This window comes from Bacteroides faecis, assembly GCF_020091505.1.
In the GTDB taxonomy this organism is placed as follows: domain Bacteria; phylum Bacteroidota; class Bacteroidia; order Bacteroidales; family Bacteroidaceae; genus Bacteroides; species Bacteroides faecis.
The window spans coordinates 5,847,703-5,872,919 of sequence record NZ_CP081916.1 but is presented as its reverse complement, the minus strand read 5'-3'; the positions used below and the strand labels follow the sequence as shown (position 1 = coordinate 5,872,919).

The window sequence follows — 25,217 nt, the reverse complement described above, 5'->3', positions numbered from 1 at the left end:
GAAAGCCATGGACAACAACAGAAAGACAATGAACAAACGGGAAATATTCATGGGACATGCCTATGTATTCCTGTTCTTTTTCCTGACAACCGTAGCGTGTTGTCTGGTAATCTTCATGTGGAACTCAGATTTCAAGATGTTTGAACAGAAAGAGTTCGTAAAGATCAAGATGAACCGCATCAAGGATTTCCAGCAGGAACAAGCGGAAAGCCAGTTGCCGGTGGACTCCCTGTTCCGTAAAATAGAAACATTTGAACCGGGCGTTTACGCCCAGTATGAAGAAGACGACATCCATTATCTGATAAACAACCTGCGGAACACATACGAAAGGAACAGCTGGGACAAGCGATACAAGCTGTTCATGCACATTGCCGACTTTTATGCCATGTGGCTGTCCGACAGGAAACAGCTATGGAGTATCGGACAAAACATAAGTCTGTTCAAAGCCAATCTGGAGGAGTGCGAGATAGGCTTGCAGAAAAAGGAGGAAGACTTGCGCTCAGGAACTAAAAACAAATGACATGGGAAAAATTTATACCAGAAAGATTCTGTTCGTAATCGCAGCCATGCTGCTGTGCATCCTTGTCGCCATACTGATCCGGCTGTTCTTTTCCAGCCGCACCGTGCGTATGACACTGACCCCCATAGAGGTGGAAACCGGAGAAACGGTCCATTATGCAGACAGCACCCGCAACGCACGCTCCTGGCTTTGGGAATTCGGCAACGGGGACATATCACACGAACGGAGCGGAGAATACGTGTTCAAGAAACCGGGACGCTACCAAGTGCGCCTTCAAGTGGACGGAGGACTGGAAAGGAAACAGATCATCACAGTACACAGGAGCCGGGATGATTACGGAAGCGACGAGCTTGTCAGGATGAAAGCACCGGCAACCGCCTTTCAAGGAGAAATCGTATCTTTCAAAGGATACGGTCCGTCGAAAGAATGGCGCTGGCAGTTCGGAGAATCCGGAATTGTCGATTCGCGGGAGCAGAATCCACTCTACGCCTATACAGAACCCGGCATATACGAGGTTCTGCTGACTACGGAGAATACCCAATATCCGGTCCGGCACACCATTGAAATCCTTCCCCAATATACGGAGAACGACTCGACAGACGTGCTTGTCATCATCGGCAATGACATCCGTGAACACTTGCAAGCCATCGTGGACGGCAAGCCGTTCAATACCCATTACAATTATATCCTGAAGAAATACCTTTGCGGAAATCCGGACATAGCGGTAACCGTCAACAACAGCAAGAAGAATGATTTCTATTCCTATTGCCAAGGACTGAAAATCATAGCACGCAGGAAAACCCTTATAGACGAGGTGTTCGTCGATATGGGAGACAACCTGAGCAACGAATGTGTGATGCAGCTGATGGTAACACAGCACGAACGCTTTTCCGAACAAAAAAACAAATGAGGCATGAAAAAGAATTGCATATCGACACTCATAAAAGGAGGATGGATTTGCGGGTGCATCATCTGTATGGCATCCTGCGGACCGGTACACCGTTTTATGCGGATAAAGAATGTACCCCGTGAATATATGCGAAACTATTCCATAGAAGGGGTAAAGGCTCCCCGCAGCCAGACACTGCCCAAGCATACCCCGTGGATTGTCTTTGCCAATGAAGCAGGAACATCCTATCTGAGTCCGAGCGGAAAGAACGAGATGCAGTCTGTGAAATACATGGACGCATTTCTCGTCATCAAGCGAAAAGGAGACTGGCTCAGAGTCATTCAATACGACCCAGCCATTCTGAAAAACGGGAAACTGAAAGAATGGAAACAGGCAAAATACTGCGGATGGATCAACCAAAACGACCTGTTGCTGACCCGGAGCGGCTTTACCGACATTGTTACCGGATTCAAAAACAAACAGGTGGTCATGCTGAACGACAGCGTGGCATTGGCCACCCCAAAAACGTATTTTGCCAACGACTCCGTAAAACTGTTCAAAAATACAGACCTGACACAAGAGGCTGGCAAGATTCCATTTTACAGTGTCGTATATCCTTATCAAATATCGGAAGACAAAGGATGCACCCTCGTGGCAGACAAGCCGCAGCTTGACGCAGACAGCATAGGGCATGCTGTCATCGGATGGATAGACGAACGCCTGCTGACCGCCCCCGAACAGCAGCTCCATATAGACATAACCTCGCTGCCGGACAGCACGCTTGTTTTTAAAGACAGGGAACGGAAAGACACCTTGCCGCTATCATCCAACGACCTGAAGCGGAAACTGCAACTTTCGGCCAGCCAGCCTGCTATCCGCTACAGCCCGGTACTGTCCTACCGGAACAATGACACGAGCTTCTGCTTCAAAACCCGGCTTCCGATGCCGGTCATCGACAAACGGGAAAGCTATGTGCTGAATGTCAACGGCAATCCAATCTATTACGGGACTTTCAAAAACAAGATAGAGAAGGACCTGCAAAAAATAAACCTCATGTTTGTCCTGGAAGGAAAAGAGAACACCATCCAACGGTTTCCAGCCGTGGTGAATGCCATCCAAGGACTGCAATCGCAACTGGTGAATGACGACAGCTTTTCTTTCAGGTTCGGTGCCGTGCTTACCTTCAACGAACCGGACAGCCGGAAAGACCCCATCTGCAAACTGACTCCCGACTACATGGAGCTGCTTGATTTCCTTTCCGCCAAAGCACGTAATGCCGAGCAACTGAAACCTACATACGGACGATTCGGCAGCTGGTCCGGCCTTCGGATCGGAGTGGAGCAATTCAACAAATGTCCAGATGAAACCAATATCCTGGTTGTCATCGGCGATAAAGGGTTCAACAGCGAGTGGGCAGACTCCACCTTGGTGAACAAGCTGGTAAAAAACAACTGCCGCATGATCGGCTTCCAGCTCTACGGAGGAGAACCGGATAACTTCAACAACTTCGTGCTGCAAATCGGGAACATGATAGATTGCTCGGCACCACGCATCAGCCGGAAAAAACGGGAACTGATTGTATATCCCGAACAAATCAGAAATGAAAACGAATATGCGGAGGTGAACCATAACACCTATTGTCTGGACTTTCCAAATCGGAGCATGACACAGGGATGGCTGGTGTTTCCGCAAAAGAACGAATCGCTGGAACTGGAAGGACTGACCACCGCCGTGGATTCCATGCTGATACAAGTGAAGTTTGACAATACCCTGCTGAGCAACAGTCTGGCAAGGGCATTCGACGAAGTGGGTACACACCGATATAGGACAGATTCGACAATGACAGCTTATTACCATATCCGCCAGTCGGGGGTACACCCCATGCTATCCGTACTTCCGGATACCGAACCTGCCTGGAGCCTGCCTGCACAGCCAATCGTACTGCCGGACTCGCTGTCCTCCACACTGGACTATTATCTGCTTGTCAACGAAGAGGAGTTCAAACGGTTGAGAAAGTATGTGGAAGCACCCTCCAAGCTGATCGTTGACTATAAATACGAAGCGGTCAAAAAGAAAAAGCAAGCGAAGGTGGATATCTGCGACTGTCCGGACGACTACCTACAGGCAGATGCCGAAGAATCTACCGTACGTGTAAAGACGGACAGCCTGAACGCACCGGAATATGCCTCAACCCGCCGTGCAAGGAGAAAACTGGTCAGACATTTCCTTTCAGAGCGCAACAGGGACAGATATTGCAAGGTAGGGAGAAAGACTTTCCTGAGAATGCCCCTATCAGAGGTCTTGCAAAGGTTTACCTCCTGCCCGACCGACTATCCTTTCTTTGAAGTTTACCGTGTCAAGGACTTGCGGAAAAAGAAAATGATTACGGATGCGGAGCTGGACATGCTGATTGAATATTTCAAGGAAAAGAAAAAACTGCTGGACGAAGCCGCCGGCAAGCCGTTCCAGTCCAACGGGCAGACATACTATTGGATCAGCCGTGACCTATTACCATAGTCATTCACCTGAAACTGTATTATCATGATTTATGAAACTATTCTGAAAATAAGAGGAATGGAGGTGCCGATACTCTATTATAACTATCGGTGCCACATCCGGCACTATGATGACCCGAATCTGAGAAAAATCATACAACTCCACATCCAAGTATGCGAGGAAATCGGCAATCGGGAGTGTCTGCCGGTCGAGGGAGACCTGATTACGCTTGCGTTTGAGTGCAAGGGTGAAGAACAGTTCTTCTATGACTGGCTGAACGAAGGAGCCATGCACAACGGGGAAATCCATTTCATCTACAACGAAGTGGAGATTGCGGACATTTTCCGGTTCTGGGACTGCTTCTGTGTGAAAATAGAAGAGTATATGAGTGTAGGAAACTCTCCGATGATGATGGTGCTGTATTTGTCACCGGGGATTATCAAAAGGAATAATCTGGAGGTTAGGGAGAAGGTGTGGAAGGTGTCGGATGTTTCAATTATATATCAAACTTCTACCGAGAGGAAAGATGATTCGGTTAGCAATGATTCAAATAAGAAAAGTCTTTCTGTAATTTTTGTAAAACCTCCATTTCAATTAAAGAAGAAATTTCAAAAAGATCCATTTTATGAAATTGAAATGAGGAAGCAATTGCAAATGCAGCAGGATGGAATAAATAATATGACTATATTTGAGTGGCTGAAAAATAGGGAGAATTTTAAAAAATATGGGCGTAATCCTAAATCTAAGAAAATTCAAGAAGATTTTAGGGATAGATATAGGAATGCTAAAATTGATGAGTATCTTTTATTGTATGAAGATATGGATATTAAGGCTATAGAGGCAATGGTTGACTCAGAATTGGAAGGCTTAGCAGCATTACATAATCCTGATCAGATAGCAGGAGGATATGTTGATGTGGTGACTCAAATGGGAAATAAAAGAATAAATTCGTCCATTGGGTCACAATGGGGAAGTATAGAAAAAGGTCGTTCTCTTAATATTGAAAATGAATTGTTAAAATTAATAACAGACCCTCCTCCTATAACAGAAGAGGAGCAGAAAAAAATAAAGATGAATGTAAATTTAGTTGAAAACTTAGAAATTGTTAAGTAGTATGTTTGAGAAATTTTTAGAAAGAAGTGGAAATTCTATAAAATTGGAAGAGTTTAGTGAGGATTATATCCGACAATACAATAATTTGGTTTCGGAAAAACTAATTTCTTTTTGGAGAATAGCTGGTATTGGCATTTATTGTAATGGCTTGTTTAGAACTATTATACCGAATGACTATCAGTATATTATAGAGGAATGTTATCCTATGTATGATTATGAAACAGTGACTCCATTTATGATAACTGTTTTTGGAGATATTTTTGCTTATGTTAAGAATCATGTAATTGGAGATTACGTCGTTTTTATTAATATAAGGTATGGAACTTTTAAAATTCTATCAGAAAATATTGACATATTGTTAAATATAGTAATTTTCAATAAGAGTTGTCTTGAAAATTGGTTTTTATTGAATGAATATAATACAATAAAGGAAGTGAAGGCGATGCCTAAGATAGATGAATGTTATGGCTATGTTCCTGCTTTAGTTGCAGGTGGAAAGGATTGTATTGATAATATTCAAATAGTAAAGATTGCTCCTTATATTGATACGGTTATTCAATTAATGGGCGATTTAAAAAGAATTAGATAATATCAAATCAACACATATGTTACAGAATGTTTTTAAGGTTGATACAATAGTTTATGTTTCAATTAATTTAAATTATGATTATAGTATATCTTATATGGAAAATATAGCCCGGAACTTCACGAAGAAGTATCCAAGCTATCTTATCCATAAGAAAAGCGAAGACAAGATAAAAGCCTTTCTGACCGACAGGGTGAAGACCAAAGTGGAAACCTTTGTGAATGCAGAGGCAAAGAACGTGGCAGTAACCGAGGTGCGAGAAATAGCAGACCTGATAGCGGAATATGAAGGTGCAGAAAGTTCTTCATCTTTTGGACCCCATCCTACGGATTCCCCCTCTTTAGGAAACACCGGAGTGGAGCTTGCCATGAGTGTAGACACAGGCGCATCGGACATCCGTCCTGTCAATGTAGCCAAACCCACGGGGGCAACAGGAAAACCCAAGATAATGAAAAGAAGTGTCATCCGTGTAACCATGGAACTGGAAGTGCAGATGGAAACCAAACAATACTTGCAATTCCTGCAACAGATTCCAGACCTGTTCAGCCTGCATGAATTCCCCAATTTGAGATGCCGCGTGATATGCAACCAGAAAAAGGCAACAATCAACGAAGAGCCAGCACCGGTTGAAGTGAAGGTTTTGGATGACAGAAAATACCAGCGGTGGTTTGTTGCCTTTACACTGTTGATGGTATGCTGCATGGGCGGAATCATAGCCCTGTTCTTTTCCATTCCGAACCTGTACAAACAGGACATCCACTTCCTGCGGAACGATACGATTCATCAGGAGTTTTCCATTTCCAACAGCCGTATTGACTTGAAGGATGTAAGCCTGACGAATCATGGCGGGAAAGACACACTTGTCATCAAGGATAAAAAGATAATCATAGCCAAATAAAAAGCAATGGAAAATTCGATTCAGATACAAGGGATAAGAAACATGCTATCCCATAGCGGATGCCCGGAAGACCTGCTGGAAAGTTACCTGCAATTCCTACAAACCGAAGGCCAACAGGTGCAGATTGTCAGAGGAGAAGTCTTTATGATGTTTGAAAAGGAAGCGCAATACCGCAAGAGAAGGAATGAAAAGATGAAAGGAACCGTAACTTTCTGCAAAAACACGAAGAACGATACAGGGGAATACAATACAGGAGTGTTCATCGGAATGGAATTTATCCAATGCTGCTTCAACCATGGGATTCCTGCACGGGTGCTGAATGTGCGGAGAGTACATGGGGAAGTGACGGAGATTGTCGTGGAGTTCGGGAAGTAGATGAAAGGAATACCCCTATTGCAGAGCTCCGACCTAATAATATGTGGGGGAAATTGATGGGAAAATCCCCCCACACACTTCATCTTGATATTTAATGAGAGGAAGGATTACTCCTTCTTGGATGTTTTTTCATTATCCAGCCCCAATCGCTTGCATAACTCCGGATCGTTTTTGATACGGCCCATCTCTTCGTTGATGATGGCCTGCGCGTCCGACTTGATCTGGTCGTAGTTACGCTGAATCTGCTGCATCATGATGTCATTACCGTCCTTGTCCTTGAATTCGTTGATGAAAGGGATTTTCCTGTAGGCCTTTTCTTCCGCACTGACCGCCGCATGGTCTACAACAATTTCGGCATGGAATATTTTCTGTTCTATCTTCTCGCCAAAATTATCCGCCACAGCCCCGACAAACGTACCTTGCGACAGATTGGCAATCTTGGATGCCGGGATAAGCGAGTCAAGCTGCGTGTTGATGGAAGTGGAAACATCCTGACGGTTGATGGAAACGGACTGACGCTGCTGGAGCACCTTGCCGAAGCGTTCAGAAAGTGTCTTTGCGGTTTCTCCGACCACCTGCCCGCTGAATATATTTCCTACCGTGTTCTGAATAACCTTGGACTCCTTTTCACCATAATCGCGGGTCAGCTGGCTGAAATCCTGAAAACCCAAAAGTACGCCCACCTTGTTGCTTCGTGCCGTTGCAATCAGATTGTCAAGCCCCCGGAAATAAATGGTGGGAAGCTCATCGATGATTACGGCACATTTGAGCTGTCTTTTCTTGTTGATAAGTTTGACAATACGGGAATTATATAGTCCGAGTGCAGCCGAATAGATGTTCTGCCTGTCCGGATTGTTGCCGACACAAAGTAATTTGGGTTCTTTCGGATTGTTGATATCCAACGAAAAATCATTTCCTGTCATCACCCAGTATAGTTGTGGGGAAATCATACGCGTAAGGGGGATTTTTGCCGAAGCAATCTGGCCCTGGAGCTGATCCTGCGCCCCTCCTTTCCATGCATCCATGAAAGGAGAAAGGTAGTTTTCCAACTCCGGATAGGAAGTCAGGACGGTGAACAGGTCCGAATAAGGCTTGTTCAGTAATTCCACCGCATGCGGGAACGTACAATAAATCCCGTTCTTGTAAATCTTCAAATACCAGATTATTGCAGCAAGCAGAATGATGGGGGATTCTACAAAAAAGTCACCCTGCTTTTCAATCCAGGTGCGATTGAGGTTGAGCATTATCGTATAGCTCGCCTCGTACGCATCGGAAATGTCCGTCATAAATTCCGGATTGATAGGATTGCATCGGTGAGACCTGCGCGGATCGTCGAAATTTATGACATAGAACCGGGGCTTGACCTCGTACTTGTCCATATTCTTCAACAAAGAATTATAGGCTATGGTGGACAGGTCATCAAACTTGTAATCGTAGATGTAAATCGCAAAGCCCTTGGCTATAAGCTGGCGTATGTAACTGTTGACTATCGCATAGGACTTGCCGCTACCTGGTGTCCCGATAACCATGCAGGCACGGAAAATATTGACAATATTGACAAATCCGTTATTCCAGCGTTTTTTATAATAGAATCTCGTTGGGAGATTTACCGAATACTCATTCTCCATCAGTCGGGTTTCCTGCATGAAACTCTCATTTTCCATATTGAACACATCTTCCATGAGGTTGTGCCTGTAAAGGCGGCTCATCCATAGCCCCGACATCAGCAGGGCGAGATAGCCTGCCGTAAGAGTAAAAATATAGAATGCGGTATTTGCCGCGTGCGGCAATGGCAGCTCAAGCAACCACCAGTTTAGAAAGAACAGTGCGCATCCTGCCACCAGCGCCGCATAAATTTTAGGCCAGGTTATCTTTTCACCTTTGACTCCGTGCGTACCCAGACAGGAAACGGCCAGCAGAAGCACTGCCAACAGTTTGCTCCAGAGAATGCAGTTGAAAATCCCGGTCGTATTATTGAAATTCACCAGAATCCTGTCCATCACCGCAAGGTTCAAGTGCCACGTGGTGATACTCGGATAACAATACACATAGACGTGTACCACCAAAAGAAAAATACTCACGGCCCTGCCAAATTCCATGATCTTGGCAAGCGCCCTCAAATCGTCTTCCTGCTGCATAAGAATTGTATATAAATGGGTTGATACTTGTTTTGTCTAAATGCCACGTTTGCGTCCGGTCTTCTTCTTTTTCTTCATGCGGCGTGCAAAGGCTTCCTCCTCATAGTCACGCGGGTTGGTTTCCATCGAAAGTATGCCCGCCGCCAGTTCGAGCGTGCTGCCGGATTCGTGGCGGTGATGCTGCCGAAGTTCTGTAGCGGAATGTCCGCCCCGTTCCTTTTCGGGTATGTTTTCCAACCATTTGAAATAGTCGTTGAACACATTGGCGGAAAACTCCTTGCCCATGCGTGAACCGTTGAACACTTCCCGTCGGTCGTGGTCAATGAAGGTGACACCGTAGATACGTCCCCGCTCATTCTCACGGAACACCACATCGATATTTTTTTGCCCCAGCAGTTCCACAAACCGTTTCCGTGAATCCGCCTGCCGCAAGGCACGGGCGATGTCCGCCTGTATGGAGGGTGCCCATTTCCCCTCTTTGAGAGCTTTCAGATTCATCAACATCCGCTTTTCCAACAGTTCATTCCCGAAGCGTTTTCCGAAACGTGAACTCTTGAACGGCGGACTGACCACCTTGCCGGTATCATCCGTGGCAGAATAGACAATGCCGGTGTAGGGTATGCCGGTGTACTCCCCCCTGACCTGTTTCGCCTCGATGTTGAGTGTGGAAAGCAGTGCGCTGTATTCCCCGAAAGTCTGGAAACGGTAGCTTTCCAGTACGGCTTTAAGGGTGTTGCCTACCTGATGGCGGACATCCCCCAAGGAAGCATCCACCTTTTTTAGTTCCGCTTTCGGATTCCGCCTTTCCGTGTCCGCTCCGTTGCGCAAGCCGAAATCCGTTTCCAGTTCCCGACAGGCGGTCATGGAACGGCGGTGCTCGTAGGCGTCACTGATCTTTTTTCCCTGTCCGTCTACACAGACACTGACGATATGAATGTGGGCATTATGGGTATCGGCATGTTTGTAGGCTATGTACGGCTGATTCCCATAGCCCATTTTCTGCATATACCGTTCCGCCAACTCTACCAATTGCCCATCAGTCAGCTGGTCTTCCGGTGCCGGAGAAAGGGAGATATGCAGGACGGGCTTCTCCGTATTGCGGTTTGCCAGCAGGTAGTTCTCAAAAGAGAGCAATGCCAGACGTATGTCCTCACTGGGCAATCCCAATCTGTCGGAAATCATGCGGTTGCCCGAAAGAATCTCGGCGGTACCTGCCGTTACCTTGTCGTAGTTATAGGCAAGTGCTCCGTAAAGGCTTGTTCCGTGACTTATTTTTGCAACCATTTCCGCTCGTATTCCTGGGTTAGCACCATGACTTTTTTACATACAAGCATCAGTTCGATGCTCAGTTTCTCCAACCTGTAGAGCAATGCCATCGCACGTTTTTCCCCGAAATTGTTCTTCAAGGTCCGGACAACCTGATTGTAGTTGTTTCCGACGGCCTGAAACTGCCTGTGGAATTCGGTCAGTTTGATGTAGTAGTCCATTGTCGCCTTGTCGATTTTCACAACTTTAATCTGTCCCGAAAAGATGGATTTCTTGATGAACAGCGTGCGGTCCCCGGCTCCCGAATCCGCCAGCAATTTTTCAAATCTTGTGTTCTCCTCGGCGTTCAGGCGGAAGCTGTACTTGCGGTCCGCCGGATCACTCTTGGGCTTTCTGCCCGTCCTTGTCCCTGTTGTTTTCTCCATGCACATGAGATTTTTGGTTTGTACTTTTTTCTCTTCCGGAATCCGCGACTTTGGAGCGGATTCCCCCGGCTTTTAGCCGGGCTAGTTGTTTTTGTCGGACAAAAGACTTTTTGTCGGACGAAAACACAACTTGCTCTGTTCGCTTGAACAGAGAACCCTCCTTCGTCGGATTGCTGCGCGACGTTCACGGAACGCTGTGATCCGACGAAGTCAGTTCTTTTCCATCGTCTGATTCCGATTTTGCAAAATTAGACAGTGATAACCGATTGGTAAACAGCGTTTGATATGACATTTGATGACATCTGATGACATCTGATGTCAGGTAGGGGAAATGTTGGTGGAAGTTTCAAAAATAGCCGCTACTTTTGGCACAGTGCATGAGGGCATACATTGAAACATTGTCCTGTAAGGGGTATTGCTTGCCTGCCACAGGTGGTGCATGGTGTGAATGCGGCATCATCCATATATGTGCAATGCCATATATGCTGCACGACAATCCTGCATGACGGAATACATTGCATCCGTGCAATGCAGTATGGGATACATTGAACCCCATATTGCATGAATGCAATGCACCTTATATGGCAATGCCCATCGGCAACCGGTATTACACTGGTGCAATATGGTATGCAATGTATTCATGCAAACCGGCAAACAATGCGTCATTGCCGTATACCAACGGATGCATTGCCGTGTGATGAAACGAAAAAATCCGGACAGATATGAAACAAATTATACACTCTAAATTCAAGCCTATGAAGAAAGAACCTTTATTTGTCGCTTTGAGCAACCAGAAAGGCGGTGTGGGAAAATCCACGTTCACGGTATTGCTCGCCAGTTACTTCCATTACCTGAAGGGGTATAACGTACTGGTGGTGGATTGTGATTATCCACAGCACAGCATCAGTACCATGCGGAACTGGGAAGTGGGAAACATTGAGAAGAACGTGCATCTGCAAAACCAGCTGGTGGAACAGTTCGGAGCAAGCGGTAGGAAAGCCTACAGCATCCTGAACTCCACTCCGGAAGAAGCCCGGGAAACGGCCGGACGCTTTCTTGAAAAATCGGAGCTGGATTATGATCTTGTCCTTTTTGACCTTCCGGGTACCGTAAATGTGCCCGGTGTATTCCAGTCCGTAATCAATATGGATTATGTATTCACCCCCATCACGCAGGAAAGAATGGCAATGCGGAGCAGCATGTCTTTTGTCCTTGCCATCCGGGAATACATGCACCGGCATAAGGATGTACCCTTGCGTGGTATCCATATGTTTTGGAACCGGATGGACAAACGTGTTTCCAAAGACCTGTATAACGGCTATACTGAAATTTTCCGTTCGCTGAAATTGCCGGTACTGGAAACCGTCATTCCCAGTGCAGAACGTTACAAAAAAGACTCCGGAATGAAAGGGCCTCTGTTCCGCAGCACTTTGTTCCCTCCATCTTCCTCCGCAATGAAAGGAAGCAGTCTGGACCTGCTGGCAGCGGAAATAGAAACCATACTGAAACTTCAATAAAAACAATTATGACTACCAAAAGAAGAACGGATTACCAAGTGGATGAGGAGGCATTGAAACGCATGATGGCAGGAGATGTGACCGCTTTGGAAAGAACGGTTCCTCCGGAAGAGGAGCCGGAAACAAAAAGTCAGGCTGGACCTTGTTCGGAGAAACAGGAGAAGAAAAGCGGTTCTTCCAGACAGCAAATAAAAAAAGCACCGGATGGAGCGGCTGATTCAGATGAATACCGGAGCCGGTTTCTGAAAGTGAAACTGTCGGGAGCAAGAAGGCAGACCTATATTAACGATACATTGTACAGAACTGTTGCCAAAGTATTGCCGGTCATTGCACCGGAAATGTCTGTCCCCATGTTTTTAGGAAGTGTACTGTCAGACCATCTGGAAAGGTATCAGCATATCATCAATGAAATATATAATCAAGAAGCAACTCAAAAGCCAATAGAATGGAAGAAATAGTTTATTTATCAATACGGTTCGGCTGTACCGCTTATCTGTTATATAAGGTATGGAAACAAAAAGAGAGAATAGGTAAAATCTGTGATCTGCTTTGTACTCCTCGCAATCGGCCACAAGCAGAAAAAGACAACGGTGAACCGGGAAATGCACAGGATGTGATGGGAGCTACCCGCTTTGTCTATCTGGACGAGAATGCCGGGAAGACCGTCGCCCCTTACATGAGCCAGCAACTGGAAACCGGAAGTGATTTTATCGGAGCGGATAAGGATATTCCGGAAGATGAAGTGGAATGCAAACTGCCTTTGGAGGAGATGAGAATGCTGAAAGATGAACAGGAGGAACTGGACAGCCGCTCTCCCGAAACGGAAGCCATTGCTCCGATGGTTACTCCTGCTGACCTGCTCAATGTAGGCGACGTGCTGCTTAACCTGAATGGCGCCGGCTCGGACGAGAACAAATCATACAGGGCGGCCATGACACTGCATTCCATCCGGGAAACGGACATGTTTGAACTGTTCTCCTCCCAGGTGGAGAACAAGAAGCTGATTGAGGAACTGATGGGGAAGTATGTGGATAAGGAAGGGAATGCGTTGCCTTTGAAAAGAGAGAGGAAAGAAAGCAAACATGTTACTGACTGGAGGAATCTAGTCTGAAAAGGCAATATTTATCATGTTCGGAAAATCCTGTATGCGTTAAAGTATATGGGATTTTTTATATGATGTACCCATTTAACGAAAACATGCAACAGGCATTCTTCCAAAGTGGAGGAAACCTGTTTTTTCTTTTTCATCCGTTGTACGGCAAAGACATCTGATGACATTTGATGACATCTGATGACACCTCTGAATCATAGCGTATTATCCCCATTTATCTTTGTTGTCGAATTCAAATTTATGTCTTACCCAAACGATTCGACAATGAAAAGAAGAATCCTTTTTTCTGTGATGTGTGCGGTCATCGCCGCAAACACCTTTGCGCAGGGCCAGGGCCTTGCGGGTATCAACGAGGCAACCAGCCTCATGACCTCGTATTTCGATCCCGCCACCAAACTATGCTATGCCATCGGTGCGGTGCTTGGTCTGGTAGGCGGTATCAAGACCTATGGCAAATTTTCCAGCGGAGATCCTGACACTTCGAAAACCGCCGCCAGCTGGTTCTTTGCCTGTATCTTTCTGATCGTAGCCGCCACCATCTTACGTTCCTTCTTCCTCTAAAGCCTATGGAATATCCGGTAAACAAAGGTGCCGGCAACCCCGTCGAGTTCAAAGGACTCAAGTCGCAATACCTGTTCGTCTTTGCCGGAGGGCTTGCGATGGTGCTCCTTATGGTAGTCTTTCTTTACCTGACGGGGGTGGACCAATGGATATGCTTATCCTTCGGAATCCTGTCCGGCAGCCTGTTGGTGTGGGTGATATTCCGTTTGAATGCCCGTTACGGTGAACACGGGCTGATGAAGCTGCTGGCTGAAAAACGACATCCACGCTATCTGATTCACCGCAAGAGAGTTTTCAGATTATTCACAAGAAGAAAAAAACAACAATCATGAGAAATGTATTAAAGGCGGAAACGCTGGAACGCAGATTCCCCCTGCTATCGGTAGAAAACGGCTGTATCGTGAGCAAGGATGCAGACCTGACCGTGGCTTTCGAAGTGGAACTGCCCGAACTGTACACGGTAACGGCAGACGAGTATGAGGCCATGCACTCCTCCTGGATCAAAGCCATGAAGGTATTGCCGGAACATAGTGTCGTCTGCAAACAGGACTGGTTCGTCAAGGAAACCTACCGTCCGAAGACCGATGACGGAGAACAGAGCTTCTTGACACGCAGCTATGAGCTGCATTTCAATGAAAGACCTTACCTGAATCACAAATGCTACCTGTTCCTGACGAAGACAACCCGCGAACGCAGCCGTCGGAAGAGTGACTTCAATACCCTTTGCCGGGGATTCCTGTTGCCCAAAGAGATAACCGACAAGGATGCTGCCGCCCGCTTTCTTGAGGCGGTGGAACAGTTCGAGCGTATTATGAATGATTCCGGACATATAAGGCTTCGCCGTCTGGAAACAGACGAAATCACCGGTACGAAGGAACGTCCCGGACTGGTGGAAAAATACTTTTCCCTCTCGCTGAAGGATGAGACCGCCGTATTGCAGGACATCTGCCTCAAGCCCGGCAGGATGCGCATCGGTGACAAACGCCTCTGCCTGCATACCCTTTCCGATACGGAAGACCTGCCCGGCAGACTTTCCACGGACATGCGCTACGAGAGGATGTCCACGGACCGCAGCGACTGCCGCCTCTCCTTTGCCGCACCCGTAGGACTGCTGCTGTCATGCAACCACATATATTCGCAATACGTGTTCATCGACGACGCACAGGAAATCCTGCAGATGATGGAGAAAAACTCGCGCAATATGCTCTCGTTGTCAAAATACAGCCGGAGCAATGCCATTAACCAGGAGTGGACGGAGATGTATCTTGATGAGGCACATACCAAAGGAGTGCTTCCCGTCAGATGCCACTGCAACGTCATCGCCTGGGCGGAGGATGCGGAAGAGTTCCGCCGCATCAGGAACGACACGGGCAGCCAGCTGGCCATGATGGAATGCACGCCAAGGTATAACACCATTGACACACCGGTCATCTATTGGGCGGGAATCCCCGGAAATGCAGGCGACTTTCCATCTGAAGAATCCTTTTATACCTTCCTGGAACAGGCCGTATGCCTCTTTGCCGGAGAGACCAATTACAGGAGCTCGCCCAGTCCGTTCGGCATCCGGCTGGCAGACCGCCAGAACGGGATACCGGTGCATGTGGATATTTCCGACCTGCCCATGAAGCGAGGAATCATCACCAACAGAAATAAGTTCATTCTTGGGCCTTCGGGCAGCGGAAAATCCTTTTTCACCAACCACCTTGTCCGCCAATACTACGAACAGGGAGCGCATATCCTGCTGGTGGACACTGGAAACAGCTACCAGGGGCTGTGCAGGATGATCCATGACCGTACCAACGGGAAGGACGGGATTTACATCACGTATGAAGAGGACAATCCGATATCCTTCAACCCGTTCTACACCGAATCCGGAAAATTCGATGTGGAGAAGCGTGACAGTATCAACACGCTGATACTGACCTTGTGGAAACGGGAGGACGAGTCGCCGAAACGTTCGGAGGAGGTCGCTCTTTCCGGAGCAGTGAACGCCTATATCCGAAAGATTTCGGAGAACCGGAACATCAGACCGGACTTCAACGGTTTCTATGAGTTTGTCGCCGATGACTACAGAAGAATGATTGAAGAGAAAAAGGTGCGTGAGAAGGATTTTGACATTGACGGTTTTTTGAACGTTCTGGAACCGTTCTACCGGGGCGGAGATTATGACTTCCTGCTGAACTCCGACAAGGAACTGGACCTGACAGGCAAACGGTTCATCGTATTCGAACTGGACAATATCAGCAGCAACAAAGTGCTTCTTCCAGTGGTGACACTGATCATTATGGAAACTTTCATCGCCAAGATGCGCAGGCTCAAAGGTATCCGTAAGATGATATTGATAGAGGAATGCTGGAAAGCCCTGATGTCCGCCAATATGAGTGAATACATCAAGTACCTTTTTAAGACCGTCAGAAAATATTTCGGCGAGGCTGTGGTGGTGACACAGGAGGTGGACGACATCATCAGCTCCCCGATTGTGAAAGAGGCCATCATCAACAACTCTGACTGCAAGATCCTGCTTGACCAGCGGAAATACATGAACAAGTTCGAGCACATCCAGCGGCTGCTCGGTCTGACCGAGAAAGAGAAAGGGCAGATTCTTTCCATCAACCAGGCGAACCATCCCGGGCGCTTCTACCGGGAAGTATGGATAGGGCTTGGAGGAACCTGCTCGGCAGTATATGCCACGGAAGTGAGCGAGGAAGAATACTTCACGTTCACGACCGAGGAGTCGGAGAAACTGGAAGTACAACGGATTGCCGGAGGACCGGAGGGCAGTCTGGAAGGAGCCATCCGCCGTCTGGCGGAGAAAAAGCGAGAGGAACAGAAACAGGTATCAAACCCGAAATGAAAACGATTATGAGAAACAGACCCCTTATGAGGCTGGCGGTATGTCTGATAAGCATGGCCGCCATGATATTACAGAGCTGTTCGGAAAGCGGTATCGACCGCGACAAGATCTGCGGAACGTGGACCAGCGTGGAAGGCAGACCTGACGTGCTGGTATACAAGGAAGGAGAATGCTATAAGGTGACGGTGTTTTCCCGTAGCGGGAGAACCCGAAGGCTGAAGCCGCAGACTTACCTGCTGGTGGAAGAAAACGGAAACCTGTTTGTCAATACGGGCTACCGTGTCGATGTGTCCTACAATGAGGCAGTCGACGTGCTGACATTCTCACCGGGCGGAGACTATGTAAGGAAGGAGGAACGGGCATGAAGGCAAGAACGCTTCTGATCGGAACGGCATTTGTACTGGGCGTTACCGGAGCACGCGCCCAATGGGTGGTGACAGATCCCGGCAATCTGGCCCAAAGCATCATAAACATGTCGGACAATATCGCCCATACCTCAAAGACGGCAGTCAATACGGCAGAAAGCTTTGCCGAGACAGTAAAGATCTATGAGCAGGCCAAGAAATATTACGACCAGCTGAAATCGGTCAACAACCTGATACAGGATGCCCGCAAGGTGCGTGACATCATCCTGATGGTGGGCGACGTGTCCGACATCTATGTAACCAACTTCGGCAAGATGATGAACGATGAAAACTTCTCACCGCGCGAACTGGACGCCATCGCCTTCGGTTACACCCGCCTGCTGGAAGAGAGCAACGGCGTGTTGCAGGATCTGAAACAGGTTATCAATGTCAGTACCCTGTCCATGACCGACAAGGACCGTATGGACGTGGTGGACAACTGCTATTACGAGATGCGCCGTTACCGCAACCTTGTGAGCTATTATACGAACAAGAACATAGCCGTAAGCTACCTCAGGGCCAGAAAGAAGAACGACCTGGAACGTGTGATGCGGCTCTATGGGAATGAAACCTCCAAATACTGGTAGCCATGATGCCGTTGTCGATAGATTTTGCCAACCTGCACACCATACTGGCAACCCTGTATGACGAGATGCTTCCCCTTTGCGAGGACATGATGGACGTGGGCAAGGGACTTGCCGGACTGGGTGCGTTGTTCTACGTTGCCGTCCGTGTATGGCAGTCGATGGCACGTGCCGAACCGATAGATGTTTATCCCCTGCTGCGTCCCTTTGCCATAGGCATCTGCATCCTGCTCTTTCCCACGCTGGTGCTCGGCACGCTGAACAATATTCTCAGTCCCATCGTGCAGGGCACACACAAGATGCTCGAAGGACAGACGATGGATATGGAACAGTACCGGATCCAAAAGGAGGAACTGGAAAAGGAGGCCATGCTCCGCAATCCCGAAACAGCATATCTGGTAAGTGACGAGGAGTTTGACCGTCAGCTGGATGAACTGGGCTGGTCAACCATAGATACCGCCTCCCGGCTGGGCATGTATGTGGAAGTCGGGATGTATAATCTGGAAAAGAAAATCCGGGATGCATTCCGCAGCCTGCTGGAGCTGATATTCGCAGCGGCATCGCTGCTGATAGACACCGTGAGGACTTTTTTCCTGGTCGTACTCTCGATACTGGGACCGGTAGCGTTCGCCTTCAGTGTATGGGACGGATTCCAGTCCACGCTCGGACAGTGGTTCACGAGATATATTTCCGTTTACCTGTGGCTTCCGGTCAGCGACCTGTTCAGCACCCTGCTTGCCAAGCTTCAGGTACTGATGCTTCAGAATGACATTCAGGAACTGCAGAACAATCCGGACTACTCGATAGACAACTCGAACAGTGTCTACATCATCTTTATGCTGATCGGGATTATCGGATACTTCACCGTGCCTACGGTAGCAGGCTGGATAGTGCAGGCAGGCGGTGCCGGAAACTTCAGCCGTAACCTGAACCGTACAGCCACCAAGACAGGGGGGCTTGCAGCCGGAGCAGGCGGTGCCGTATTGGGGAATATCGGAGGCAGGCTGAGGGGCAAATAAACCCTGCGGAGCCTCCTTCCCATGAGTCGGGCAACCCAAGATGACGGGTCCGGTGACTTGTCGGAACGGGATGTCCCGTCATACCGGAAATATTTATTCATTCAAACCAGACATCAAAAAAATGGAATTCAAGTCATTGACAAACATTGAGAGCAGCTTCAAGCGCATCCGCCTGCTGCTGGCGGTCTTTGCCTGCTGCTGTGCGCTCGTTACCGGATATGCGCTGTGGAGCTCATACCGCTTTGCCGAGAAGCAACGCGAGAAAATCTATGTGCTTGACGGGGGCAAATCGCTGATGATGGCCCTTTCGCAGGACCTCTCACAGAACAGGCCTGCCGAGGCGCGGGAACATGTAAGGCGCTTTCACGAACTGTTTTTCTCGCTCTCACCCCAGAAGGATGCCATCGAGCACAATATCAACCGTGCCCTGCAACTGGCAGACAAGAGTGCCTATCACTACTATGTGGATTTTGCCGAAAGAGGGTATTACAACCGCCTGATTTCAGGCAACATCAACCAGGTGGTGCATGTGGACAGCGTGGTGTGCGACTTTGCCGCCTACCCTTACAAGGTGCGGACATACGCCCGGCAGCTGATTATCCGTGAAAGCAACGTGACCGAGCGCAGCCTCGTAACTTCCTGCTCGCTTCAAAACACAGGACGTTCGGATGACAATCCCAACGGATTCATTATCGAGCAGTTTACCGTGCTGGAGAATAAGGACATAAGAAGTGCGGAACGATGAGGGGAAAACGCGGATTCTTCGGCCATGCGGACAGCCGGGTACGGCTGTTCTGCCGGCGGCTGACAGGAAAGCAGCGCATCCTTCTGGCAGGCACGGTCTCGTTCCTGCTTGCTGCCTCCTGTCTGTACTCGATTCTCTCCTGTGTATCCCGTTTCGGGGAGCCGGGCCAAAGACCGGCAATGGGACATATCCGTTCCGTCGTGTTCCGGTCGGAAAGAACAAGAAACATTCATTCAAACATCCATAAACATGAAAATGGACTTTCAGAAAATCAGGGAACGGCTCGGAGTGTCAAATGACAAGCCGCTGACTCCCGAAGAGAAGCGCCGGCGCGCAAAGTATATTGTCTATCCGTTTCTCTGCCTGCTGTGCATGGGGTTCCTCCTGCTGGTATTCAGTCCGTCGGAAAAGGAGAAGGCGGAAATGGAAAAAGGCAAGGGTTTCAACGTGGAGATGCCTTCACCGGAAGATTCGGAAATGGAGGGCAACAAGGTAAGCGCCTATGAGCAGGAAGCACTGGCAAAAAAGGAAAAATGGCGCAGGGGAACCTTCCAGGAGATGTCCGAACTGCTCAACAAGGGCGGTCAGGATACTGCCGGTCTTACTGCAGGAAAAGCAAACATGGAACTTCCGCCGGAACCGGAAAAGGGGAAAGCCCCCGGCTCCATCCGTTCCTCTGCAGAAGCCTACCGGAATATGAACCGTTCGCTGGGCACTGTATATACCCGGAATGAAAATCAGCCAGATGCCGATCTGCTCCGCCGTATTGAGGATCTGGAAAAAGAAAGGAAGCCGGCGGAAGAACAGGCGGAAGGCCAGACCCTGGAAGAAAAGATGGCTCTGCTGGAAAAGTCCTACGAGCTGGCTGCCCGCTACAACGGGAAAGAGCCTGATGCTTCCTCTACGGCCAATGCCCCAAACAGCCGGAAAGAACGGACGGCTGTCCGGCCTGTAAAACGGGTACAGAACCGGATGGTGTCATCACTCGCCCAGCCTGCAGGCAATGAAGACATTGCTTCCGGATATGCAGGCGAGAGAAATACCGGCTTCCACACCCCGGTAGGCAAAATGCCATCTTCCGGCAGGAACACCATCGCCGCCTGTGTGCATGGCACGCAGACCGTATCTGACGGACAGGCACTGCGTATCCGCCTGCTTGAGCCGATGGCAGTGGACGATCTCCTTATCCCCAAAGGTACGGTACTGGTCGGCGGTACACGTGTCGAGGGGGAACGGATGGGAATCCTGATCGAGACAGTGGAGTACAGGGGCACGCTGTTTCCGGTGGAACTCGAAGTGTATGACGCTGACGGGCAGCAGGGAATCCTTGTACCGAACTCGATGGAGTATGATGCCGCACGTGAGATTGCCGCCGGCATGGGCACCTCTATAGGAAGCAGCATCAATATCTCAACGGATGCCGGAGCGCAGATTGCCTCGGATGTGGGCAAGGGGGTGATACAGGGTATGTCACAATATGTGGGCAAGAAGATGCGCACGGTGAAAATCACCCTGAAGGCCGGACACCGGCTGTTGCTGCATTCTCCTGAAAAATGAAGGAGGAAAGGAAATCAACCATTTATTCACCAATCAACCAAGAAACACACATGAAGAAGATTCTGATGATGCTTGCCCTGATTGCGGGCACAGTGGCTGCATACGCGCAGCAGAGCAGCGGGGATTATTATGAAGGACTGAGCCGCAAGATCGGATTCAGCCGGATGATTCCCCCACACGGTCTGGAAATCACATATGACAAGACCGTACATATTATTTTTCCCTCTCCCGTGAGATATGTGGACCTGGGTTCGCCCAATCTGATAGCGGGCAAGGCGGACGGTGCGGAAAATGTGATCCGTGTGAAGGCAACCCGGAAACATTTCCGGAGTGAGACAAACATGAGCGTAATTACCGAAGACGGCAACTTCTATACATTCAACGTCAAGTATGCCGACGAGCCTTTGCTGCTGAATGTGGAAATGTGCGACTTCATCCATGACGGAGAGGCCGTGAACCGTCCGAACAATGCGATGGAAATCTACTTGCAGGAACTCGCCGGGGAGTCTCCCCGTCTGGTACGGCTGATCATGAAATCCGTGTATGAACAGAACAAACGCAAGGTCAAGCACATCGGCTGCAAACGGTTCGGAGTGCAATATCTGCTTAAAGGACTTTATGCGCACGGCGAACTGATCTATTTCCATACCGAAGTGAAGAACGCCACGAACGTGCCTTTCGACGTGGACTTCGTGACCTTCAAGATCGTGGACAAGAAAATCATGAAACGTACCGCCATGCAGGAACAGGTCATCTATCCGCTTCGTGCCTTCAACTATGTGACCCGTGTGGACGGGAAGAAGAACGAGCGGACGGTGTTTGCCCTGCCCAAGTTCACCATTCCCGACGACAAGAAGCTGATAGTGGAAATGTATGAGAAGCAAGGCGGCCGGCATCAGTCCTTTGATGTAGAGAATGAGGACCTGGTACGCGCAGAAACCGTCAATGAACTGAAAGTCAGATGAACGCCATGAAAAGAAACTCCCTCTTTATTACCCTCCTGCTTGCCCTCTTTACGGGGCAGGCAGAAGCCCAACGCCGCCTGCCGGGAATGAAAGCCGTCCGCTTCACCACTGAAATGGCCGACGGATTTTACAGCCGGGCAAACCGTCACGATGCAGGCTATGCCTTCTCGCTGGCTGTATCCACCTGTACCGGGAACAGAAACCAGTGGATGTTTGGCGGTGAGATGCTGAAACGTAACATCCCTTACCGGAGTACGCATATACCCTTGTCGCAATATACGGGGGAAGGCGGTTATTACCATACGTTCTTTTCCACCCCCGGCAAGTCCTTCTTCCTGAACCTCGGCGCTTCCGCCCTGTTGGGCTATGAGACCGTGAACGAAGGAGACCGGCTGCTGGATGACGGAGCCGTTTTGCAGCAATGCGAGTCTTTCATCTATGGCGGCGCGGTAACGCTGGAAGCGGAAGGATACCTGTCCGACAGGGTTGTCCTGCTGGTGCGTCTGCGTGAGCGTTTCGTGTGGGGCAGCGCCTCGGGAATCTGCCACTTCCAGTATGGAATCGGAGTAAAATACATTTTCTAACCTTAAAAGAATACATACCCATGAAAAGAAAAATCCTTGATTTTATGCTGACAGCCTGCTGTATGGCATTCTCCTTTCTTGGTCTTGTCGCTTGTGACAATGAGCTGGATATCAAACAGGAATACCCGTTTGCGGTAGAAGCCATGCCGGTAGCGGATGAGATTACCGATGGGGAGACTGTGGAAATCCGGCTGGAAATCAAGCCGGAAGGGAACTTTACCGGAACCGTCTATACGCTAAGGTATTTCCAGCCGGATGGTAAGGGCAGTCTGAAGATGGAGGACGGAACGGTACTGAAGCCCAATGACCGTTATCTGCTGAACGAATGGAAATTCCGTCTTTACTATACTTCGCAAAGCGGCAAGGAATCCCAGACCATAGACCTCTATCTTGAAGATAATTGGGGGAATCTGCAACAATTGACATATGATTTTAATGGAAAGGATACGGATGAAGAAAATAACAAGGAGGCTGCATGAAAAGAATACCGGCTGTTATGATCTTTCTGTTACTTGTCTTGTACGGCAAGGCGGAAAATCCCCCGTCTGACAAAGATAAGGCGGTAGCCTGCATCAAGCGGTGGGAAGGCTGGCACCGGGGGAAAATGCCTTACATCGGTTACGGACACCGCCTGCTTCCCCACGAGACGCTGACCGAGAACCTGAGTGAGGCACAGGCGGACTCACTTTTGAGATGCGACCTTGAACGGTGTTTGAAGGTATTCCGAAAATATGGGAAAGATTCGCTCCTTTTAAGTCTGTTAGGCTTTAATGTAGGCTGTTACCGTCTGATCGGCAACGGCAAGATACCTAAAAGCAAACTGATTCAGAAACTGGACAGCGGCAACCGGGATATTTACAAGGAATATGTATCGTTCCGCTGTTATCGGGGGAAAGTCATTCCAAGCATAGAGAGAAGAAGAAAAGAGGAGTTTGAACTGTTCTATATACCGTAGATTGCTTGTTGATAAAGGTTTGGTTGTTACGAGACGACCGAATCTTTTTTATTTGTCCGGTATGAACATATCCCTAACAGGTGTTGTATTTTAATGTAACCGAAAGACATAAAATGTGTTATTGAGCATATGGTGCATAAAAAATGCTCTTTGAACATTGTCTTTCTTGATTTTTTGCTAAGTTTGAGATGTAATGTCAAATGCATAAAACAAGTCGTCATGAATTCAGAAATAATATTGGAAATAAATGGCTACAAATGCAATCTACTAAAGTATAAATACTGTTTTTCCCGTAATATAGACCGTAAAGGAAGACCTGTAACAGGAATGTTAGGAGGAAACATATATATAGAAATGGAATCTAATGGCAGCAATTGTATTTTGGATATGATGCTTGTTGATACGGATCGGCAGCGTTCCGCTTTCTTTTCTCATGCAGAACCTTTTCCGGTTTGGGGGAAGATACTGCATAGCATAGACGATATGATGTTTCGTGAACTTTTACTTCGTATCGTTATATCATTGAAAAGTTTACGGATACAAAAAACGCCTAAGCTATCACCTAATTGTGGCAATTTGCGATGAAACCTTTCTGAAAGTAAGTGTAACCGCAAAGAATGCTTTTCTTCGTCTTTATACTCGAATTGCTTTTCAAACATAATCTGATTGTTCTGTTCTCCTTTGACAATGATAGTGGCTTCCTTACCATTGTGGGCTTGTACTTCAATTGAAATTATTGTTCTGTTCATACTTACAAATTTTCTTTATTCTATATATAAAACTTTGGGAAAGATATATGAGTGACATTTTGTCAGAATAGAGATATAGGCATACCTCTTGTACATATAAAAGTGTCCCCTAATATTCGTAGTATCAGGAGGAAAAGGATTCGTTTAACACTGTAAAATTGAACAAAATATGGTATAAATATTGGATTGAATTTACCCCATAGGGAATAAGACAAAAGCTTATTTGGTTAGAGAAGTGATTGGTAATAAACTTGCTCTTACCGCACCCGATTATACTCGTTTATACTTGGGTATGTCTGAAGTTGAAAAGATAACGGACTGTAATGTGTTATTTAAACTGGGAAAAATAGATTTTTAAATATTGGAATATGAAAGAAGAAAGATTTATTGAAGAAGATTTTGAAGGTTTTCTGGAGGACTTGATAAAGTCTGGTCGTTTAGATGACAAAGAAGCTGGTATAGCTAAAAGGATGTTGGACAAAGGATATGACAATTTATCTGATAAACAAAAGTATGTCTTTAATAAGATGATTAGGAATAACAGCGTTGAGGAATGTCAAAGATGTGCTTGTGATATTCCTTGGTCTGAAATGCTTGAAGCTCTTGATAATGGCGGTTATTGTAACTACTGTCAGCATATGATGGAGAAACTGGAAAACGAGTAAGAAAATAACGGGAATAGCTATCAAGGTTATTCCCGTTAATGTTTAATCAGTTATTATAAATCAGACAAGCCTATTTAGGGTATTGTCGTAAATACTCACCTCATATAAATAATAAATAAGGACATTTTTCCCAACCATATTATGATTATATGAACGAAAACCATAAAGACACATTACATATTGAAAGTATTCAGCAACTAAAAAAACAAGAATCCTGATTTAGTTGATGCTTTTCTGGAAG

29 protein-coding genes and 1 pseudogene are annotated in these 25,217 nt (G+C 47.6%); 25 read left to right on the top strand and 5 right to left on the bottom strand.

Annotated elements, in window-relative coordinates; translation table 11 throughout:
* Positions 1-7: 7 nt before the first annotated feature.
* The 3 genes from K6V30_RS23450 to tssR are packed head-to-tail and all read left to right on the top strand — an operon-like array spanning position 8 to position 3,926.
* The gene (locus tag K6V30_RS23450; RefSeq protein ID WP_004288732.1) at positions 8-520 is read left to right on the top strand and encodes a type VI secretion system transmembrane protein TssO; all 513 of its coding nucleotides are present in this window, start codon (positions 8-10) and stop codon (positions 518-520) included.
* Between the two features lies 1 nt (position 521).
* A complete protein-coding gene (locus K6V30_RS23445) occupies positions 522-1,430 on the top strand; it encodes a PKD domain-containing protein (RefSeq protein ID WP_005858625.1) in 909 nt (302 codons plus the stop codon).
* Between the two features lie 3 nt (positions 1,431-1,433).
* The gene (gene tssR, locus K6V30_RS23440; protein ID WP_005858627.1) at positions 1,434-3,926 is read left to right on the top strand and encodes a type VI secretion system protein TssR domain-containing protein; all 2,493 of its coding nucleotides are present in this window, start codon (positions 1,434-1,436) and stop codon (positions 3,924-3,926) included.
* Here tssR and K6V30_RS23435 read toward each other — a convergent pair whose 3' ends face one another.
* Positions 3,927-4,214 (bottom strand): hypothetical protein, encoded by a 288-nt coding sequence (locus K6V30_RS23435; RefSeq protein WP_224207334.1) that lies wholly within the window; start codon positions 4,212-4,214, stop codon positions 3,927-3,929.
* Between K6V30_RS23435 and tssD (K6V30_RS23430) the strand changes: the two genes are divergently transcribed.
* Genes tssD (K6V30_RS23430) through K6V30_RS23415 form a run of 4 tightly spaced genes read left to right on the top strand, consistent with a single transcriptional unit; the run spans position 4,107 to position 6,877 of the window.
* Positions 4,107-5,018, top strand: a complete 912-nt coding sequence (gene tssD / locus K6V30_RS23430; RefSeq protein ID WP_224207328.1) for a type VI secretion system tube protein TssD — start codon at positions 4,107-4,109, stop codon at positions 5,016-5,018. The two genes, K6V30_RS23435 and tssD (K6V30_RS23430), sit on opposite strands and share 108 nt — an antisense overlap.
* Before the next feature lies 1 nt (position 5,019).
* Positions 5,020-5,607, top strand: coding sequence for a GAD-like domain-containing protein (locus tag K6V30_RS23425; RefSeq protein ID WP_005858631.1), 588 nt, complete (start codon positions 5,020-5,022; stop codon positions 5,605-5,607).
* A 16-nt stretch (positions 5,608-5,623) separates the two neighbouring features.
* The gene (locus tag K6V30_RS23420) at positions 5,624-6,502 is read left to right on the top strand and encodes a hypothetical protein (RefSeq protein WP_005858633.1); all 879 of its coding nucleotides are present in this window, start codon (positions 5,624-5,626) and stop codon (positions 6,500-6,502) included.
* Positions 6,503-6,508: 6 nt separating this feature from the next.
* On the top strand, positions 6,509-6,877 hold the full coding sequence (locus tag K6V30_RS23415; protein WP_005858635.1) for a hypothetical protein: 369 nt from the start codon (positions 6,509-6,511) through the stop codon (positions 6,875-6,877).
* A 107-nt stretch (positions 6,878-6,984) separates the two neighbouring features.
* Here the strand turns inward: K6V30_RS23415 and mobC are convergent, their stop codons facing one another.
* Genes mobC through mobA form a run of 3 tightly spaced genes read right to left on the bottom strand, consistent with a single transcriptional unit; the run spans position 6,985 to position 10,706 of the window.
* Positions 6,985-9,015 carry a conjugal transfer protein MobC gene (mobC, locus tag K6V30_RS23410; RefSeq protein WP_005858637.1) on the bottom strand — a complete coding sequence of 677 codons (2,031 nt, stop codon included), beginning with the start codon at positions 9,013-9,015 and terminating at the stop codon, positions 6,985-6,987.
* Positions 9,016-9,051: 36 nt separating this feature from the next.
* Complete coding sequence (gene mobB / locus K6V30_RS23405) at positions 9,052-10,299, bottom strand: conjugal transfer protein MobB (RefSeq protein WP_005858639.1); 1,248 nt, start codon at positions 10,297-10,299, stop codon at positions 9,052-9,054.
* The gene (mobA, locus tag K6V30_RS23400) at positions 10,284-10,706 is read right to left on the bottom strand and encodes a conjugal transfer protein MobA (protein WP_005858641.1); all 423 of its coding nucleotides are present in this window, start codon (positions 10,704-10,706) and stop codon (positions 10,284-10,286) included. Before mobA ends, mobB begins: the two co-directional genes overlap by 16 nt.
* A gap of 722 nt (positions 10,707-11,428) precedes the next feature.
* Here mobA and K6V30_RS23395 point away from each other — a divergent pair.
* The 17 genes and pseudogenes from K6V30_RS23395 to tssD (K6V30_RS23315) form a co-directional block, all read left to right on the top strand.
* Positions 11,429-12,223 (top strand): ParA family protein, encoded by a 795-nt coding sequence (locus K6V30_RS23395; protein WP_005802628.1) that lies wholly within the window; start codon positions 11,429-11,431, stop codon positions 12,221-12,223.
* A gap of 8 nt (positions 12,224-12,231) precedes the next feature.
* Positions 12,232-12,681: a DUF3408 domain-containing protein gene (locus K6V30_RS23390; protein ID WP_005858643.1), complete on the top strand. Its 450-nt coding sequence runs from the start codon at positions 12,232-12,234 to the stop codon at positions 12,679-12,681.
* Positions 12,669-13,334 carry a DUF4122 domain-containing protein gene (locus K6V30_RS23385; RefSeq protein ID WP_005858645.1) on the top strand — a complete coding sequence of 222 codons (666 nt, stop codon included), beginning with the start codon at positions 12,669-12,671 and terminating at the stop codon, positions 13,332-13,334. The genes K6V30_RS23390 and K6V30_RS23385 overlap by 13 nt, the downstream gene beginning before the upstream one ends.
* 180 nt (positions 13,335-13,514) lie before the next feature.
* Positions 13,515-13,895 carry a DUF4134 domain-containing protein gene (locus K6V30_RS23380; RefSeq protein ID WP_181981907.1) on the top strand — a complete coding sequence of 127 codons (381 nt, stop codon included), beginning with the start codon at positions 13,515-13,517 and terminating at the stop codon, positions 13,893-13,895.
* 5 nt (positions 13,896-13,900) lie between these two features.
* Positions 13,901-14,227 (top strand): DUF4133 domain-containing protein, encoded by a 327-nt coding sequence (locus K6V30_RS23375; RefSeq protein WP_005802636.1) that lies wholly within the window; start codon positions 13,901-13,903, stop codon positions 14,225-14,227.
* Positions 14,224-16,749: a TraG family conjugative transposon ATPase gene (locus tag K6V30_RS23370; protein ID WP_005858648.1), complete on the top strand. Its 2,526-nt coding sequence runs from the start codon at positions 14,224-14,226 to the stop codon at positions 16,747-16,749. The genes K6V30_RS23375 and K6V30_RS23370 overlap by 4 nt, the downstream gene beginning before the upstream one ends.
* Before the next feature lie 8 nt (positions 16,750-16,757).
* Complete coding sequence (locus tag K6V30_RS23365) at positions 16,758-17,114, top strand: DUF3876 domain-containing protein (protein ID WP_036629119.1); 357 nt, start codon at positions 16,758-16,760, stop codon at positions 17,112-17,114.
* Entirely contained in the window at positions 17,111-17,740 is a 630-nt protein-coding gene (locus K6V30_RS23360; RefSeq protein ID WP_004288758.1) for a DUF4141 domain-containing protein, read from the top strand. Before K6V30_RS23365 ends, K6V30_RS23360 begins: the two co-directional genes overlap by 4 nt.
* 2 nt (positions 17,741-17,742) lie before the next feature.
* Complete coding sequence (gene traJ, locus K6V30_RS23355; protein ID WP_005802642.1) at positions 17,743-18,756, top strand: conjugative transposon protein TraJ; 1,014 nt, start codon at positions 17,743-17,745, stop codon at positions 18,754-18,756.
* A gap of 121 nt (positions 18,757-18,877) precedes the next feature.
* Entirely contained in the window at positions 18,878-19,501 is a 624-nt protein-coding gene (gene traK, locus K6V30_RS23350; RefSeq protein WP_005858653.1) for a conjugative transposon protein TraK, read from the top strand.
* Entirely contained in the window at positions 19,498-19,800 is a 303-nt protein-coding gene (locus K6V30_RS23345; protein ID WP_005858655.1) for a hypothetical protein, read from the top strand. The genes traK and K6V30_RS23345 overlap by 4 nt, the downstream gene beginning before the upstream one ends.
* Positions 19,751-21,058 carry a conjugative transposon protein TraM gene (gene traM, locus K6V30_RS23340; protein WP_036629061.1) on the top strand — a complete coding sequence of 436 codons (1,308 nt, stop codon included), beginning with the start codon at positions 19,751-19,753 and terminating at the stop codon, positions 21,056-21,058. Before K6V30_RS23345 ends, traM begins: the two co-directional genes overlap by 50 nt.
* A 50-nt stretch (positions 21,059-21,108) precedes the next feature.
* Positions 21,109-22,023, top strand: coding sequence for a conjugative transposon protein TraN (traN, locus tag K6V30_RS23335; RefSeq protein ID WP_008777983.1), 915 nt, complete (start codon positions 21,109-21,111; stop codon positions 22,021-22,023).
* Complete coding sequence (locus K6V30_RS23330) at positions 22,020-22,607, top strand: conjugal transfer protein TraO (RefSeq protein WP_005858660.1); 588 nt, start codon at positions 22,020-22,022, stop codon at positions 22,605-22,607. The genes traN and K6V30_RS23330 overlap by 4 nt, the downstream gene beginning before the upstream one ends.
* A 20-nt stretch (positions 22,608-22,627) precedes the next feature.
* A complete protein-coding gene (locus tag K6V30_RS23325; RefSeq protein WP_005858662.1) occupies positions 22,628-23,086 on the top strand; it encodes a DUF3872 domain-containing protein in 459 nt (152 codons plus the stop codon).
* Positions 23,083-23,562, top strand: a complete 480-nt coding sequence (locus tag K6V30_RS23320; protein WP_005858664.1) for a glycoside hydrolase family protein — start codon at positions 23,083-23,085, stop codon at positions 23,560-23,562. Before K6V30_RS23325 ends, K6V30_RS23320 begins: the two co-directional genes overlap by 4 nt.
* A 129-nt stretch (positions 23,563-23,691) precedes the next feature.
* Positions 23,692-23,955: pseudogene (gene tssD / locus K6V30_RS23315) on the top strand (type VI secretion system tube protein TssD); the annotation flags it as partial.
* Between the two features lie 38 nt (positions 23,956-23,993).
* Here tssD (K6V30_RS23315) and K6V30_RS23310 read toward each other — a convergent pair.
* Positions 23,994-24,311: a hypothetical protein gene (locus K6V30_RS23310; protein ID WP_005858668.1), complete on the bottom strand. Its 318-nt coding sequence runs from the start codon at positions 24,309-24,311 to the stop codon at positions 23,994-23,996.
* A 368-nt stretch (positions 24,312-24,679) separates the two neighbouring features.
* Here K6V30_RS23310 and K6V30_RS23305 point away from each other — a divergent pair, with 368 nt between their 5' ends.
* The gene (locus K6V30_RS23305) at positions 24,680-24,976 is read left to right on the top strand and encodes a hypothetical protein (RefSeq protein ID WP_005858670.1); all 297 of its coding nucleotides are present in this window, start codon (positions 24,680-24,682) and stop codon (positions 24,974-24,976) included.
* Positions 24,977-25,217 lie beyond the last annotated feature (241 nt).